The following is a 13,970-nucleotide window of genomic DNA, read 5'->3' on the forward strand; positions in this document are numbered from 1 at the left end:
GTGCCGATCCGGATCGGCATCATCGAACGCAACGTGGATTTCGACAGCCCGGACTTCGCTGACTATCGGGGCGATTGCCACAGTGGCGCACCCCGCACCTGCGTCTTCGCCAGAGATGCAGGCAGGCCCGACGGACATGGCACCACTGTGACGGGCATTCTTGCGGCCGACACGGGTAAAGGCGGCAACAGCGGTTTTCTCAAATCACTGGACGGCGCAAGTCAGGGTTTCGACGTGATCGTTGAGCGTAACTCCGACGCCGGAATCACCGCCAATGTGGCGGCCTCGGTCAATCTGGTCGAAGACGGCGTCAAGGTGCTGAACTGGAGCTGGGGCATTCACCGGATCGGCGCGAAAAACATTGAGGGTGATGATGTCGACTCGCTGCTGCGATCAGGGCTTGCGATGTCCGGTTATGAGGAACTGCTGGAAGAATTCTTCCTCTGGCTGCGGGAGAAACATCCGGATGTACTGGTGGTGAACTCGGCAGGCAACGGCTCTTCTTTCTCCAGCACCGACGAATACCGGCTGCCCTCCTCCTTTATCACCGATCAATTGCTGGTGGTTGGCGGACATCAACGCACCGAGCGCGATGACATCGCCGTGAACGACCCCGCCTACGTCGAAAAGCGCGCGTCTTCCAATGTCGACATGCGCGTCGACATCATGGCCTCGGCCTGCACCCGTGCATCCACCGCCAAGGTCGACGAACAGGGGGCGGTGCATTGCGGCACGTCCTACGCCACGCCAATGGTCACGGGCATGGTCGCCGCCATGCTGTCGATCAACCCAAAACTGACCCCTGAACAGATCCGCATGCTGCTGCGCCGCAGCGCCATGACCATCGGCAGCAACTACGATTTCGAGCCGGTAGGTGCCGATGACCTGACCGCGCCGATCCTGCCGTCCGAGCGCGAGTTCAAACTGCACGACAAGGATGTGGGCCGCTCGGCACGGCTGGACATGCAAAAGGCTCTGGACCTTGCGGTGCAGAGCCGTGATCGGGTGCGCTGAGAGGCGTGACGATTCAGTTGGCCGCGACTTGTGCCCGCTCGGCCTGCATGACCAGCGCCTTGAGCGAGGCATCGAATTGCTTGAGAGCAGTGACCTGCAGCTCGCGTTGCTGATCGATCTGCGCAGCGATTTCCGCTGCCGCCTTGCCCTTGACCCACACCGAGGGCAACTCCCGGCCAGTCACGCCCTCGGCCTTGCCGATGTATTGCAGATTGGTGTCGTAGAAGCGGGCCATATAACGCGCCTCGACCTGATTGTTACGTTTACTCACCAGACGGTTGTAGGTGTCGAGCATTACCACCACGTCAGGCCGAGCCTGTATCAGAGCATCCAGGTTGTCGTAGACGGTCACTGAAGCGAACTGGTTCTGCAGGGACGCCGTCAGCCAGTCGATCGCAAGCTTCGGGTCTGAACTGCTGATAAAAGCATCGCGGATACGCGCGTCCAGCGCAGGGTTTCTCGCACTGCGCTCGGCCACGGCATGGTAGCGGGTCAGGTATTGGAGATTGCTGACGGTATTTTCGCTGTACAGCACGCCGACTGACTGGGTGTGCTGAAGACTGGTGGCACTGTCGGTCACGGGTTGCAGGTAACAGGCCTGCGTGTCCAGGTGGCTGGCAGCGGAAACGGACGAAGTGGCCAGCGGTGCACCAAGCAAAACAGCGACAACTGTCAGCAGGTTGAAAATCTTCATCGTTCGTTTCCTTCTGTGTGGAGCAAGTGGCTATGACGCCATCCTCCTCCTTTGCCGAAAAAACAGAACTTGCCTTTCTTGATGGTGACTATCGATTGAACGAATGATAGTAGACAGCCATGAATTGCGAGCGATTTCGGCAACGTATTCAGCTTTTCATGTCGGTTCTCACCGCCGCACGAATGGCCTCGAGCAGCATCCTGCACGCCGGGTTGTCGTTATCGCTACGCCATACCAGATGCAACTCGCTCTGCACGCCCTCACCCAGATCGATCTCGCGAAACACCACGTCTTTGAACACCACATTGGTCGCGCACCGCGGCACCAGCGCCAGGCCCATGCCAGCATTGACCAGCGCCAGAATGGTCAGTGATGAACCCAGCCATTGCACATACTCCGGAGCGACCCGTGCCGAGCGAAACATGCCGGTGAGCAACTCGTTGAACGGCGGATAAGCCGAGTGCGAGTACATCAGAAACGGCACGCCATCCAGGTCCTCGACCTTGACCGTGTCGGCGTGCGCCAGTGGATGTCCGCCCGGCACCGCCAGCACGAACGGTTCGCGCACCAGGCATTCGGTTTCATAGCCTGGCTGAAACAGCGGCGCCCGCACGATCCCCAGGTCGATACGCCGTGCCCTGAGCGCTTCGTGTTGCTGGTAAGTGTTCATCTCGGTGAGTGAAATCTTCACCTGCGGCTGATTGAGCCGTGCTTCGGCGATGACCCTGGGCAGGAATTCGTACACCGCGCTGCCAACGAAACTGATGGTTACCGAACCGATGTCGCCTTCGGCAAAGCGGCGGGCGGAAATGGCCGCCTGCTGGGCGCGCTCCAACAATGTCTGCGCCTCGATGAAAAACGCTCGACCGGCGGCGGTCAGGGCCACGCTGCGCGTGCTGCGGGTGAACAGTTCGACGCCCAGGTTGTGCTCCAGTAACTGGATCTGTCGGCTCAGCGGCGGTTGCGTCATGTTCAAGCGCTCGGCCGCTCGACGAAAATTCAATTCAGTGGCCACGGTGGTGAAACAGCGAAGTTGCGCCAGCTCAAACATTGATTCATTCCAGGTATCAATCAAATCAAAAACTAGATTAGACGGGAATAATCCCAGCGTCCATGATCGGCTCATCCCCAAAAAAACAATGAATGGGAGTTGCCCCTTGAATACCGTCCTCTACGTGTCGGACCCCACGGTGCTTGCCCGTGCGGCCAGCAAAGTGAAGCGCCACGTGCTACCGCTGTTCGTGGTGATGTTCATCGTCAATTACATCGACCGGGTCAACATCGGTTTTGTACGCAGCCATCTGGAAACCGATCTGGGCATCGGCGCGGCCGCCTACGGATTGGGTGCCGGGCTGTTCTTCGTCGGTTATGCACTGTTCGAAGTCCCTTCCAATATGTTGCTGCAACGCTACGGTGCCCGCGCCTGGCTGACCCGCATCATGTTCACCTGGGGTGCGGCCGCAATGGCCATGGCCTTCGTCCAGGGCGAAACCAGCTTCTATGTGCTGCGTTTCATATTGGGGGCCGCAGAGGCCGGTTTTTTTCCCGGCATCATTTATTACTTCACCCAATGGCTGCCTGCCAGTGATCGCGGCAAGGCCATGGCGCTGTTCTTGAGCGGCTCGGCGATCGCTTCGGTGATTTCCGGACCGTTATCCGGCGCACTGCTGGGCATCAGCGGCATGAGCCTGCATGGCTGGCAGTGGATGTTTTTGATCGAAGGTTTCGCCTCGATTGTGCTGTGCGGTTTCGTCTGGTTCTGGTTGCAGTCGCACCCCCACGAAGCCAAATGGCTCAGCGATGAAGAGAAATCCGCGCTGGTCGACACCATCGCCGAAGAACAGCGTGCCCGGGAAGCGACGCAAACCGTCCGGCCTTCCGTGTTCAAGCTGCTGGCTGACCGACAGATCATGCTGTTTTGCTTCATTTACTTCTCGGTCGCGCTGACCATCTACGGTGCCACGTTTTGGCTGCCCAGCATGATCCGCAAGATGGGCAGTCTGTCGGACTTCGAAGTCGGCCTGTTCAACTCGGTGCCATGGCTGATTTCGATTGTCGCCATGTACGGCTTTGCCGCCCTGGCCGCTCGCTTCAAGCATCAACAGGCGTGGGTCGCGGTGACGTTGGTCATCGCCGCCTTCGGCATGTTCATGTCGACCACCGGTGGACCGATCTTTGCCTTCGTGGCCATCTGCTTTGCCGCAATCGGCTTCAAAGCCGCGTCGGCGCTGTTCTGGCCCATCCCGCAGGGCTACCTGGATGCGCGTATCGCTGCAGCAGTGATTGCGCTGATCAATTCCATCGGCAACCTCGGCGGCTTCGTCGCGCCGACTGCGTTCGGCTTTCTGGAGCAGACCACCGGCTCCATTCAGGGTGGCCTCTACGGTCTTGCGGCGACGTCTTTGCTGGCAGCCGTGGTGATCTTCTTTGCCCGCACCACCCCGCGAGGTGATACGCGCCGCCCGTCCAAGGCTGAGTCGGCGACGTTGCACGCCGCCCCGCTCGGCACCCATTCCAGCCTCAAGCCCTGATTATCCGGGAGACTGTCCTTTGAAAATCATCCGCGTCACTGTAACCCCCATCGCCTTTCGCGATCCGCCGCTGCTCAACGCCAGCGGCATTCACGAACCCTTCGCCCTGCGCTCGATCATCGAGGTGGAAAGCGACAACGGCTATATCGGACTGGGCGAAAGTTATGGCGATGCACCTGCGCTGGCCATCCAGCAACAGGTGCAGAGCCAATTGATCGGCCTTGACCCCTTCAACCTCGCGCAGTTGCGCAGCATCGTCCAGGCCACAGTGGCCGCACACAAGCCGACCAGTCTTGTGGGCGCAGAGCTGGCGCCCGGTTCTCACGCCAGCAAAGCGGTAAGCAACGCCTATTCAGCGTTCGAAGTGGCGTTTCTCGACCTGCAGGCGCGCTCGATCAACGTGCCGCTGGTCGACCTGCTGGGTGGCGCAGTGCGTGATCGGGTGCCATTCAGCGCCTACCTGTTCTTCAAATATGCACAGCACGCCGACTCACCCTACGCGCCAGACAGTTGGGGCGAAGCGCTGAGCGAAGAACAGATCGTTGCCCAGGCGCGGCGGATGATCGAGGCCTATGGCTTCAAGAGCATTAAACTCAAGGCCGGCGCGCTGGAACCGGAACATGAAGTGTCGTGTATCAAGGCCCTGAAACGAGCGTTTCCCGGCTACCCGCTGCGTATCGACCCCAACGGCAACTGGTCGCTGGAAACCTCGATTCGTATGGCCGGGCTGCTGGGCGATGACCTGCAATACTACGAAGACCCCACCCCTGGCCTGGACGGCATGTCTGAACTGCATCGACGCACCGGGCTGCCGCTGGCGACCAACATGGTGGTCACGGACTTCGACGAACTGCGCCGCAGCGTCGCACTGGACAGCGTGCAGATCGTGCTTGCCGACCACCACTACTGGGGCGGCCTGCGCGACACTCAGGCCTTGGCGAAGATGTGCGACACCTTCGGCCTGGGCGTGTCGATGCACTCCAACTCACACTTGGGCATCAGCCTCATGGCCATGACCCATGTCGCCGCCTCCGTGCCCAACCTCGACTACGCTTGCGATACTCATTACCCGTGGCAAGAGCCGGACGAAGAAGTCATCAAGGGCGGCAAGCTGCCCATCGTCGACGGCTGCGTCAACATCACCCGCGAACCAGGCCTGGGCCTTGAACTGGACTACGACCAGCTCGGCAAGCTCAATGACCAGTATCTGAGCTGCGGCATACGCCAGCGTGACGATGTGAAGCAGATGCAGAAGTACAAGCCTGAGTGGAAGGCAGTGAAGCCCAGGTATTGAGGTGTCTGGCATGGCGCAGCCTGTTTGCGCGCCGCGCCATGCCAGATACGAATAGATAACCGCCTTGCGCGGCTTCAGGCTTGGGACAGTAAGGCCTTCAGCGCCTATCGCTATTCGCGTGTAAAACCTCCAGACACTTCGTTCATCATCACTTTGAAAGACGGGATAGACGGTATGGTCGGGTGAGGATCGGAATCAAAGTCTTCAATCTGCTTCTTGACTGTAATGCTCATCCCGTGATCGCTCATCTCTTTCGCAACGGCCACAAATCCGTTCTCCAAGGGATGGATAAATTCTCCAGCGCCGACGCCCGGATAGTTTGCCGCCGGTTGAAAATCACTGATAACAGCAATAAGCCTGACCGATGAATACACCCAGGGTTGAAAATTCGAGGTCAACTCCACGTAGGTCACCATCAATATGGAGCCTGCGAAAAATGCGCCTGCCGAATGCCCTAACAAATCTTTGAAGGCCGACGTCAAGGGAGCGATTCTTTCGCGCATTCTGCGCAGGTAAGACTGCAGGCCGATCATGTTCAAAAATGCCGCCATGTAGCCGAGCGGAATGCTCAGCATCGCCCCGACGCCGGCAACGATCAATAAAACCAGACCCAGCACTGACAGGCAGGACGCAATAATGAACATCCACGCCGGAAGGTAGAAAATCAACGCGAGAAAACCCACGGTGACATCGAATGATTGAGGTGGCAGCCCCAGTGCAACCGAAACCAGCCAGCGTGCGAGGACCGTTGAGATCAGCAACACCATCAAGTTGAGTATGACAACCGGAGTCTTTCCAAATGGCTTGTCCCATACAGAGGCCATCCACATCACTGCGCCCCGGCACCACATCATAAAGCCTGCAATGAAGCCAATCGATGAAAGTACGACGGCGTAATGCAAGACCGCTATTCCCATGAGCGGAGTGGTCAGCATTGCAGCGAACGCGATTAATGTTGAAATCGCATAACAGCGTCCCGGCCAACTCAAGTTTTTATATCTACCCAGTATCCATTCAAACACGAACATTCCTTGCGTTCTCCCTCTCTGTATCGTTCATCTTCTGCGGTTTCACGCCGTACAACTATCCATTAAGCGCACAGCGCCCAGCACTTGCTGATTCGCCGTCAATCGTCAAGATTTTCTGAAAGCTGTGTGGGAACAGCGCTACAGACCCCGACGACTGCTGCAATCCTGAATGGAACAACGGAAAAGGGCCACGATGAATCTGGCATGACGCGCTATTGCTCCAGCAGCAAAGGTCGCCAGAGGATGGCTTTCCCTGACTCAGGACGGAGCGGCGCTTCGTTCTGCGTACAGGGCTCATCGAAAGCCTCTTCAGGCTCGGAGGGACACAGATCCTGACCGGCAAGCGGCGCCAAAACGTCATCGTCGTTCATGCAGCGTCTCTGGCTTTTTCACAATTATTCAATGCGCTCACCCTGTACATCACCTCATCTGCACCACAACTTTGCCCTTGGCCCTGCCCTGCTCCACATAGGCCAGCGCTTCGGCGGTCTGCTCGAATGGAAAGGATCTGTCCAGGATCGGTTTGATGATTCCGGCTTCGATCAGTCTGGTGATTTCCTGCAGTTGAACGCTGCTGGCACGCATGAATACAAAGCTGTAGGTCACGTTATGCTTGCGCGCCTTTTTGCGGATGCCGTAGCTCAACAGGCCCATGACCCGCTGCATCACCCAATTCAGCTTCTGTTCTTTGGCAAACGCCGCCGTCGGCGGACCGGAGATGGAAATCAGGTGCCCGCCCGGCTTCAAGACCTTGAGCGACTTTTCCAGCGTCTCTGAATCCAGACTGTTGAGCACCACGTCATAGCCCTGCAGCAAGGTTTCGAAGTTCTGGGTCTTGTAGTCGATCACCACATCCGCGCCGAGCGCCTTGACCCACTCGACGTTGTCGGTGCCTGTAGTGGTTGCGACGAACGCGCCAAGGTGTTTGGCCAACTGAATAGCGAGCGTGCCAACGCCACCGGAACCTGCATGAATCAGGACTCGCTGGCCCTTTTTCAGTCGGGCGGTCTCCACCAGCACTTGCCATGCCGTCAGCGCCACCAACGGCACAGAGGCTGCCTGCACCATGTTCAGATGCGCCGGTTTGAGTGCCAGGGAATCCTCACGCACGCAGATACGCTCGGCAAAGCTGCCGATACGCGCCTGCTCGGGGCGTGCATAGACCTCGTCACCAGGCCTGAAGCCTGTAACCCGTGATCCGACCGCGATCACCACGCCGGCCACATCGTTGCCCAGCACCAAGGGAAGCGTGTATGGCAGCAGCAGTTTGAATTCGCCGCTCCTTATCTTGACGTCCAGCATATTGACGCCTGCGGCGTGGACCTGAATCAACACATCGTGCGGCCCGAGGCGTGGATCGGGCATTTCGCCAATCCGACCGACTTCTGTCTTTGCATAACGGTCGATGATGAATGCTTTCATGGAGGCTAAATTCTCTGTAAATGCGAAGGGCTCGACCACTCACGTGGCTTCAATGCGCGTGATGGCGTTCACGGCGCTGGACGACCAGGAAGGCCAGCGACAGCAGGACCTCAATCACCACCGCCGATAGAATTGCCGGGGTCGCATGACCTGCCACCAACTCGAACACACCGAGTGCGGCGAGGATCAGGCAGGCGGTGACCAAACCGCCGACCAGCGCTGAGCGGGTCAACGACGGTACGGCATGACGGGCCATGAACAGCATCACGCCGATACCGGCATACAAGGCCGCGGCACGTCGACTGACCAGCCCCGTCTCACTGGAAAACCCCACGCCCCAGTTCGCCAGCATTTGCGCGGGGACACACATCCAGGACACTGCGAGCGCCCAGAACAGAATGGCGCTCACGGTTGCGAGATGACGAAACTTCATGGCTTTTCACCCAGGTGATTATTGAAGGGGTTACCGGGATTCGGGGGCGAATCCGGCGAAACGCGGATCAGGAAACCGTTTGATAACGTTCGGCGACTTCTGCCTGACGAATCTGACTGAGCAGGCCCTGACGCGCGCCCTGCAGCGCGTCCCAGCGGGCACCGTCATGCAGCGGCGGAATGGTGACCGGTTCGCGGCGGTCGTAGCCCACCAGCGCTGCGTCCACCAGATCATAGACCTCCATGATGTCGGCGATGGTATTGATATCAATCCCGGCACGCCCCCAGATCTCGGTCCGTGTGGCTGCCGGCAGCACCGCCTGGACGTAGACGCCTTTATCGCTCAGTTCCAGACTCATGCCCTGCGAAAGAAACGTAACGAACGCTTTGGACGCGCCATAAACCGTCATGCCGAACTCCGGAGCGAGGCCCACCACCGACGCGACGTTGACGATTGCGCCCTCGCCCGCTTGGGCCAGACGTCGCGCGATGGCAGTGGCGAGTCGGGTCAGTGCAGTGATGTTGAGGGTGATCAACTGATCAATGCTGGCGGCACTCTGATCGAGAAAACCGCCCGTCTGAGCGACGCCGGCGTTATTGATCAGCACACCGATGCGGGCATCTTCACGCAGGCGCTTTTCCACAGCGGCCAGATCATGACCATTGGTCAGGTCCGCCTGCAGCACTTCGACTGCGACAGCGTGCTCCTCGCGCAGACGTGCAGCGAGGGTTTCCATGCGCGCCTTATCGCGGGCAACCAGTACCAGATCGTGGCCGCGGCCCGCGAAACGTTCGGCGTAGACGGCGCCAATGCCGGTGGACGCACCTGTGACAAGAACGGAAGGAAGCGTGGTCATGTAATTGCTCTCTTGCAGAAAGGGATAGGTGATGCGCCCGGTCAACGGCGCACCAGACGTGCACTAATGATGATGACCAACATCATAACCGTCAACAACTTTAATGATGGTTAACATCAATGCTATAGTCCGACCTTGATTGGATCGCATACGCACAGGGGCGTCTGAAAATGAGGGTTACCAAAGCGCAGGCACAAGCAAACCGCGCGCACATCGTCGAAACGGCGTCGGTGCAATTTCGCGCACATGGCTATGACGGGGTGGGCGTGGCAGACCTGATGGCTGCAGCCGGTTTCACCCATGGCGGGTTTTACAAACACTTCGGGTCCAAGGCGGACCTGATGGCTGAGGCGGCTGCCTGCAGCATGTCGAAAATTGTGGAGCAGTCAGCCGGCGTGAGTCCTGCCCGTTTCCTCGAGTATTACCTGAGCAGAGCGCATCGCGATGATGTGGCCACTGGCTGCACGATGGCAGCACTCGGCGGTGATGCGTCACGTCAGTCGGATGAGGTCAAGAACGTTTTTGCCAATGGCATCGAACAGTTGATCACCACTCTTTCGCCCGACACCGACGCACAGCCAGAGTGTGCTCAGGCCTCCTCGCGGGCGGCGCTGCTGGACATGCTGGCCCATGCTGTCGGCGCAGTGATGTTGTCGCGCGCCGTCCCGAGCGATTCAAAGCTGGCAGACGAGATTCTCGAGGCCTGCCGGGCAACGATGCTCAGTCAGGCGGCCAAGCTGTCTGAAAGCGCTGAGTCAGTCAACTGATTCACCACGTTGCGCCCCTTCAGCCATGACGAATTGCTCGTAGAACGCTAACGAGGCCAGGTTCTTGTCCTTGGCCTCCAGCATGATGTCGAAGCGGTCGAGAAACTGCAGCGCGTACTCATTGGTCCAGCGATTCCACATCTGCGCGCTGTGGGCGTAAAGCTCGCGTTTGGGCAACACGCTCAACAGCTCATCCATGTCCAGTTTGCGGTCGGCGGTGAAACCCAGTTCCTGCAATCGCTCCTGCGGCTGCGAATAATGCATTACAGGCCTGACCCCGCGCCAGCTTTCGATAACCCGCGCGACACGCGCCGAATCAGGCGAGATGTAATCGTTTTCGTTGATCCAGCAGTGGTGGATATCCAGCACCACTGGGGCAAGGTCAGCCAGCGCCAGGCAGTCGTCGACGCCGTAGGTTCGTTCTTCGTTCTCGAAGGTGATGCAGTTGCGCGCCACTTCGGACAATCGCGGCCAGACCGCACGGATGCCCTCGCCGCCCGATGCCCCGGCGATGTGCACGTTGCATTTGAAATCCTGGAAACGCTGGCCGTAGCCCATCATGCGGATCATGTCTGCGTGGTACTCGAATTCGGCCAGGCTGTTTTCGACCACTGCAGGCTTGTCCGAGCCCAGCACACAATACTGTCCGGGATGAAACGACAGACGAATACCGGAGGCTCTGGCAAGCTCGCCCATTGCCGCGAAACCCGACTCGGTCTGATGTTTGATGACCGGCTCCTGATAAAACACCGCAACCTTGGGGTGACTGTAGAACGGCAACAAGTCACTGCTCAGGCGCACCATGCGCAACATCGGCGGCAATCCGGCAACCCAGGCCAGCAGACGCAACTGCGCCGCCAGGTTGTGGGTGACCACTTCAATCAGCCGGTCGCGACCTGTTTGCGGCGTAACACTGTCCATCCAGCGCAACGTGGTGGTACGCGGATTGAGCGCACCTTCAATGGTTTTCAACTGGCGGGGCGAAAGCTCACGGTCGGGATGCCGATACAGGCAGGCGAAGCCGATGCGGGGTTGGGTCATGGAACGTCCTGATACGGATAATGGCTACAGTCCGGGTGTAGACAGCTCCAGCGTCAGGTCATCCCATGCGTTTACAACCTAACCCCGCTCGCATCAGGTATCAGGACGGAAACAGCTCGCCCAGGCGGGCAAGTTTCTTCTTGTAAGACTTTCTGGCCTGCAGAGCGTCCTCCAGCGTCACGGCAATAAAACGCGCCTTCTGATTGGGCTGCATCTGACCAATCAGATCCAGGTCGGCGCTGATGACGGTGCCAATCATCGCGTAGCCACCGCCGGACACGGCATCGCGGTGCAGAACGATGGGTTCGAGCCCCGCTGGCACCTGAATGGAGCCGATCGGGTAACAGCTGTCGACGATGTTCGACGGGTCAGACCCTGCACCGAACGGCTGCTCACGTGGCTGGAAGGTCAACGCCTTGCCGCCCTTGAAGCGGTAGCCGATACGGTCCGCCTCCGAACCGACCGTCCAGGATTCAGCGAAGAAGCTGGTCGCGGCATATTCCGTAAGACGCTCGTAGTACAAACCCGGCACCACGCGTAGATACACCTCGCCGCCCAACGACTGACGCAAGGCCATCGGCAAGCTGGCCCCAACCCGACCTTTGCCGCTGGGCGTTCCGATTGGCAAATGATCATCGGCGACCAGCCGTCGTCCTTCGAAACCGCCCAGCGCACCGAGTGTGTAGGTCGAGCGACTGCCCAACACCAGCGGCACATCAATGCCGCCCGCGACCGCCAGATAGGCACGGGCTCCGTCCTTGGGAAAATCGAAGCGCAGCACTTGCCCGGCCTTCACGGCGAATGCGGTGTCGTGATGCATGTCCTTGCCGTCAAGGCGCGGGGTCATGTGCGCACCGCACACCGCCACCAGCGCATCGGACTGGAACTCCAGCTCCGGTCCCACCAGCGTGCACTCGAGTCCCGCCGCATTGGACGAATTGCCAACCAGTTGATTGGCGGCGCTGAGCGCGTACTGATCGAGCGCGCCGGACGGAGGAATGCCCAGGTGGTAATAGCCTTCGCGGCCAAGGTCCTGAACCGATGTGGCCAGGCCCGGCTTGAGCACCTTGATCATGCCAGCACCTCCTGCAATGACGCCGGATACCCGGCGGGGTCAGCCAGAAACCGGTCCAGGGAAAACTCGACCGGTCGAATCCGCAGGTCGAAACGCCCTGCGTCCACTTCGGCGACCGCAACGTCATAGGCCTGGCGGTCGATGGGCTTGAACTGCACGATGTCGCCCGGTCGGAAGAACACCATGTGCTCTTTCAAATAGCCCAGCTGTTGCTGCGGGTCGTAAATCGGTGCGGGAGTGACGCCGAACATCTGGTAACCGCCCGCACCGCGTACCGAATAGATGCAGCCAAAACAGCCGCCGTGGCCTAGGGTCAGCTTGGGCGTATCGGTGCGCGGGCGCAGGTATTTGGGCACTTGCAACTGGCGCTCGCGTTCGACCATCTGGAACATGAACGGCAGTCCGGCGACGAAACCGACCATGGAGACGAACCACGGCGCTCCGCTGTGAGCCGCAATGAACGCATCGACGTCAGCCAGATTGTTGATCCGCGCGGCGTATTCAAGGTCGGTGGCATTCGGATCCTGATGGCGATCTCGAAAGCGCATCAGCGTTTCATGAGTCCAGGGGTCGTTGTAGTGCACCGGAATCTCGATGATCCGGGTCTGCAATGTGCGTTCGGCGACGGCACCGGCTTCCGCCGTTCTGACGGCATCGAGCAACGCATGTGGCGCAATGCGGTCCGGATCGAAGCGAATCTGGAACGAGGCATTGGCCAGGCACACGTCCAGCACGCCGTCGAGCTTCAGTCGCTCGACCGCTCGGGTCACGGCCATTCCCCTGAAGAACGCCTCCAATGACATGCTTTCACTGACTTCGGCAAACAGGTGTTCATCGGCACCGAAACTGTAGCGAATCGCATCATTCATGCGCTGCCTCCGCTTCGGCGTCCCGCTCTTGAGGCGTGGTACTCAGCCATATCTGTCCCTCTTGTAATCGTTGGAGAACGGCAGGCAAAAATCGCTGTGGGCACTCGGGCATCTGCGCACCCTGTGGTTAGCGGGTCAGCGCGGCGCTACTACCCGGATCCCGGCGTTATCCAGTGCACCTCGCGTGGCCTCGGCCAGATCCAGAGCGCCGGGGGTATCGCTGTGCAGGCAGATCGAATCGAATTCGATTGCCAGGTCCTCTTCTTCGACCGTGCGCACGACGCCATCCTGGCAGGCACGCAGCACCCGCGCTGCGACCACCGCCGGGTCGTAAGCCTGAACGTTGCGCGTAAAGACAATCGAGCCCGAGAGGTCGTAAGCCCGGTCGGCGTAGAACTCGCGGATCACCGGCTGCCCGAGTTGCTGCGCGATGCTGCAGATCACTGACCCCGGCATGCAATACAGCAACAGTTCGGGCTCCACCCGTTGCAGGTTCTCGACCAGCAGTCGGGCGGCCTCCTCGTCCCGTGCCAGGTGCATATAAAGCGCACCGTGAGGTTTGAAATGCTGCAGCCTGACGCCTTGAGCGCGCGCGATTTCACGCAGGGCACCGAGCTGATAAAGCATGTCGTCCACCAGTTCCTGAGCTGGCGCCTGGATATGACGACGACCGAAGCCGACCAGGTCGTGAAAACCCGGGTGCGCGCCGACGGCAACCCCCAGACGCTTGGCCTGTTCGACGGTACGACGCATGGTGCCGGGATCGCCCGCGTGGAAGCCGGTGGCGACATTGGCTGAGCTGATGAAAGTCATGAGTTCGGCATCGACGCCGTCGCCGATCGTCCAGGCACCGAAGCTTTCACCCATGTCCGAATTGAAATCGACCGTTTGCATGTCGCGCCCTCCTGACTGGTAATCTGAAATTGCACTGCATCCCGGACAACGT

General features: G+C 59.4%; 15 protein-coding genes. 4 read left to right on the forward strand and 11 right to left on the reverse strand.

The genetic code is table 11. From position 1 onward, the window contains the following. Window positions 1-1,014: S8/S53 family peptidase (locus BZK31_RS16600; protein WP_157900753.1), on the forward strand; the 1,014-nt coding region annotated here is incomplete at its 5' end. Between the two features lie 13 nt (window positions 1,015-1,027). On the opposite strand, the gene BZK31_RS16605 is transcribed toward BZK31_RS16600, so the two are convergent. Next, on the reverse strand, window positions 1,028-1,708 hold the full coding sequence (locus BZK31_RS16605; RefSeq protein ID WP_083184042.1) for an ATPase: 681 nt from the start codon (window positions 1,706-1,708) through the stop codon (window positions 1,028-1,030). A 148-nt stretch (window positions 1,709-1,856) separates the two neighbouring features. After that, window positions 1,857-2,759, reverse strand: coding sequence for a LysR family transcriptional regulator (locus tag BZK31_RS16610; RefSeq protein WP_083184043.1), 903 nt, complete (start codon window positions 2,757-2,759; stop codon window positions 1,857-1,859). Between the two features lie 139 nt (window positions 2,760-2,898). Here BZK31_RS16610 and BZK31_RS16615 point away from each other — a divergent pair, with 139 nt between their 5' ends. Further along, window positions 2,899-4,239 carry an MFS transporter gene (locus BZK31_RS16615; protein WP_208617211.1) on the forward strand — a complete coding sequence of 447 codons (1,341 nt, stop codon included), beginning with the start codon at window positions 2,899-2,901 and terminating at the stop codon, window positions 4,237-4,239. A gap of 19 nt (window positions 4,240-4,258) precedes the next feature. Further along, window positions 4,259-5,533: a glucarate dehydratase family protein gene (locus tag BZK31_RS16620; RefSeq protein WP_083184045.1), complete on the forward strand. Its 1,275-nt coding sequence runs from the start codon at window positions 4,259-4,261 to the stop codon at window positions 5,531-5,533. A gap of 110 nt (window positions 5,534-5,643) precedes the next feature. Here BZK31_RS16620 and BZK31_RS16625 read toward each other — a convergent pair whose 3' ends face one another. The 5 genes from BZK31_RS16625 to BZK31_RS16640 form a co-directional block, all read right to left on the reverse strand. Next, entirely contained in the window at window positions 5,644-6,561 is a 918-nt protein-coding gene (locus tag BZK31_RS16625) for a hypothetical protein (protein ID WP_083184046.1), read from the reverse strand. Window positions 6,562-6,773: 212 nt separating this feature from the next. Next, the gene (locus BZK31_RS29485) at window positions 6,774-6,932 is read right to left on the reverse strand and encodes a hypothetical protein (protein WP_157900754.1); all 159 of its coding nucleotides are present in this window, start codon (window positions 6,930-6,932) and stop codon (window positions 6,774-6,776) included. Window positions 6,933-6,981: 49 nt separating this feature from the next. Beyond that, entirely contained in the window at window positions 6,982-7,983 is a 1,002-nt protein-coding gene (locus BZK31_RS16630) for an NADP-dependent oxidoreductase (protein ID WP_083184047.1), read from the reverse strand. 49 nt (window positions 7,984-8,032) lie between these two features. Further along, a complete protein-coding gene (locus tag BZK31_RS16635; RefSeq protein WP_083184048.1) occupies window positions 8,033-8,416 on the reverse strand; it encodes a hypothetical protein in 384 nt (127 codons plus the stop codon). A gap of 67 nt (window positions 8,417-8,483) precedes the next feature. After that, window positions 8,484-9,272, reverse strand: coding sequence for an SDR family NAD(P)-dependent oxidoreductase (locus tag BZK31_RS16640; RefSeq protein ID WP_083184089.1), 789 nt, complete (start codon window positions 9,270-9,272; stop codon window positions 8,484-8,486). 170 nt (window positions 9,273-9,442) lie between these two features. Here BZK31_RS16640 and BZK31_RS16645 point away from each other — a divergent pair, with 170 nt between their 5' ends. Next, on the forward strand, window positions 9,443-10,039 hold the full coding sequence (locus BZK31_RS16645) for a TetR/AcrR family transcriptional regulator (protein ID WP_083184049.1): 597 nt from the start codon (window positions 9,443-9,445) through the stop codon (window positions 10,037-10,039). Here BZK31_RS16645 and uvsE read toward each other — a convergent pair. The 4 genes from uvsE to BZK31_RS16665 all read right to left on the reverse strand — a co-directional run bounded on the left by uvsE (window position 10,028) and on the right by BZK31_RS16665 (window position 13,918). Then, window positions 10,028-11,080: a UV DNA damage repair endonuclease UvsE gene (uvsE, locus tag BZK31_RS16650; protein WP_083184050.1), complete on the reverse strand. Its 1,053-nt coding sequence runs from the start codon at window positions 11,078-11,080 to the stop codon at window positions 10,028-10,030. The genes BZK31_RS16645 and uvsE overlap by 12 nt on opposite strands. A gap of 100 nt (window positions 11,081-11,180) precedes the next feature. Next, window positions 11,181-12,155 (reverse strand): 5-oxoprolinase subunit C family protein, encoded by a 975-nt coding sequence (locus BZK31_RS16655; RefSeq protein WP_083184051.1) that lies wholly within the window; start codon window positions 12,153-12,155, stop codon window positions 11,181-11,183. After that, window positions 12,152-13,024 (reverse strand): 5-oxoprolinase subunit B family protein, encoded by an 873-nt coding sequence (locus BZK31_RS16660; RefSeq protein ID WP_083184052.1) that lies wholly within the window; start codon window positions 13,022-13,024, stop codon window positions 12,152-12,154. Before BZK31_RS16660 ends, BZK31_RS16655 begins: the two co-directional genes overlap by 4 nt. Window positions 13,025-13,159: 135 nt before the next feature. Further along, window positions 13,160-13,918 (reverse strand): 5-oxoprolinase subunit PxpA, encoded by a 759-nt coding sequence (locus BZK31_RS16665; RefSeq protein ID WP_083184053.1) that lies wholly within the window; start codon window positions 13,916-13,918, stop codon window positions 13,160-13,162. Window positions 13,919-13,970: the final 52 nt, after the last annotated feature.

It is taken from the genome of Pseudomonas floridensis (assembly GCF_002087235.1).
GTDB classification, from domain to species: domain Bacteria; phylum Pseudomonadota; class Gammaproteobacteria; order Pseudomonadales; family Pseudomonadaceae; genus Aquipseudomonas; species Aquipseudomonas floridensis.

What these genes read in the sequence shown, in the direction of transcription:
- BZK31_RS16605 (WP_083184042.1), bottom strand. Translation starts at nt 1,708, where the DNA reads ATGAAGATTTTCAACCTGCTGACAGTTGTCGCTGTTTTGCTTGGTGCA.
- BZK31_RS16610 (WP_083184043.1), bottom strand. Translation starts at nt 2,759, where the DNA reads ATGTTTGAGCTGGCGCAACTTCGCTGTTTCACCACCGTGGCCACTGAA.
- BZK31_RS16625 (WP_083184046.1), bottom strand. Translation starts at nt 6,561, where the DNA reads ATGTTCGTGTTTGAATGGATACTGGGTAGATATAAAAACTTGAGTTGG.
- BZK31_RS29485 (WP_157900754.1), bottom strand. Translation starts at nt 6,932, where the DNA reads ATGAACGACGATGACGTTTTGGCGCCGCTTGCCGGTCAGGATCTGTGT.
- BZK31_RS16630 (WP_083184047.1), bottom strand. Translation starts at nt 7,983, where the DNA reads ATGAAAGCATTCATCATCGACCGTTATGCAAAGACAGAAGTCGGTCGG.
- BZK31_RS16635 (WP_083184048.1), bottom strand. Translation starts at nt 8,416, where the DNA reads ATGAAGTTTCGTCATCTCGCAACCGTGAGCGCCATTCTGTTCTGGGCG.
- BZK31_RS16640 (WP_083184089.1), bottom strand. Translation starts at nt 9,272, where the DNA reads ATGACCACGCTTCCTTCCGTTCTTGTCACAGGTGCGTCCACCGGCATT.
- BZK31_RS16645 (WP_083184049.1), top strand. Translation starts at nt 9,443, where the DNA reads ATGAGGGTTACCAAAGCGCAGGCACAAGCAAACCGCGCGCACATCGTC.
- uvsE (WP_083184050.1), bottom strand. Translation starts at nt 11,080, where the DNA reads ATGACCCAACCCCGCATCGGCTTCGCCTGCCTGTATCGGCATCCCGAC.
- BZK31_RS16655 (WP_083184051.1), bottom strand. Translation starts at nt 12,155, where the DNA reads ATGATCAAGGTGCTCAAGCCGGGCCTGGCCACATCGGTTCAGGACCTT.
- BZK31_RS16660 (WP_083184052.1), bottom strand. Translation starts at nt 13,024, where the DNA reads ATGAATGATGCGATTCGCTACAGTTTCGGTGCCGATGAACACCTGTTT.
- BZK31_RS16665 (WP_083184053.1), bottom strand. Translation starts at nt 13,918, where the DNA reads ATGCAAACGGTCGATTTCAATTCGGACATGGGTGAAAGCTTCGGTGCC.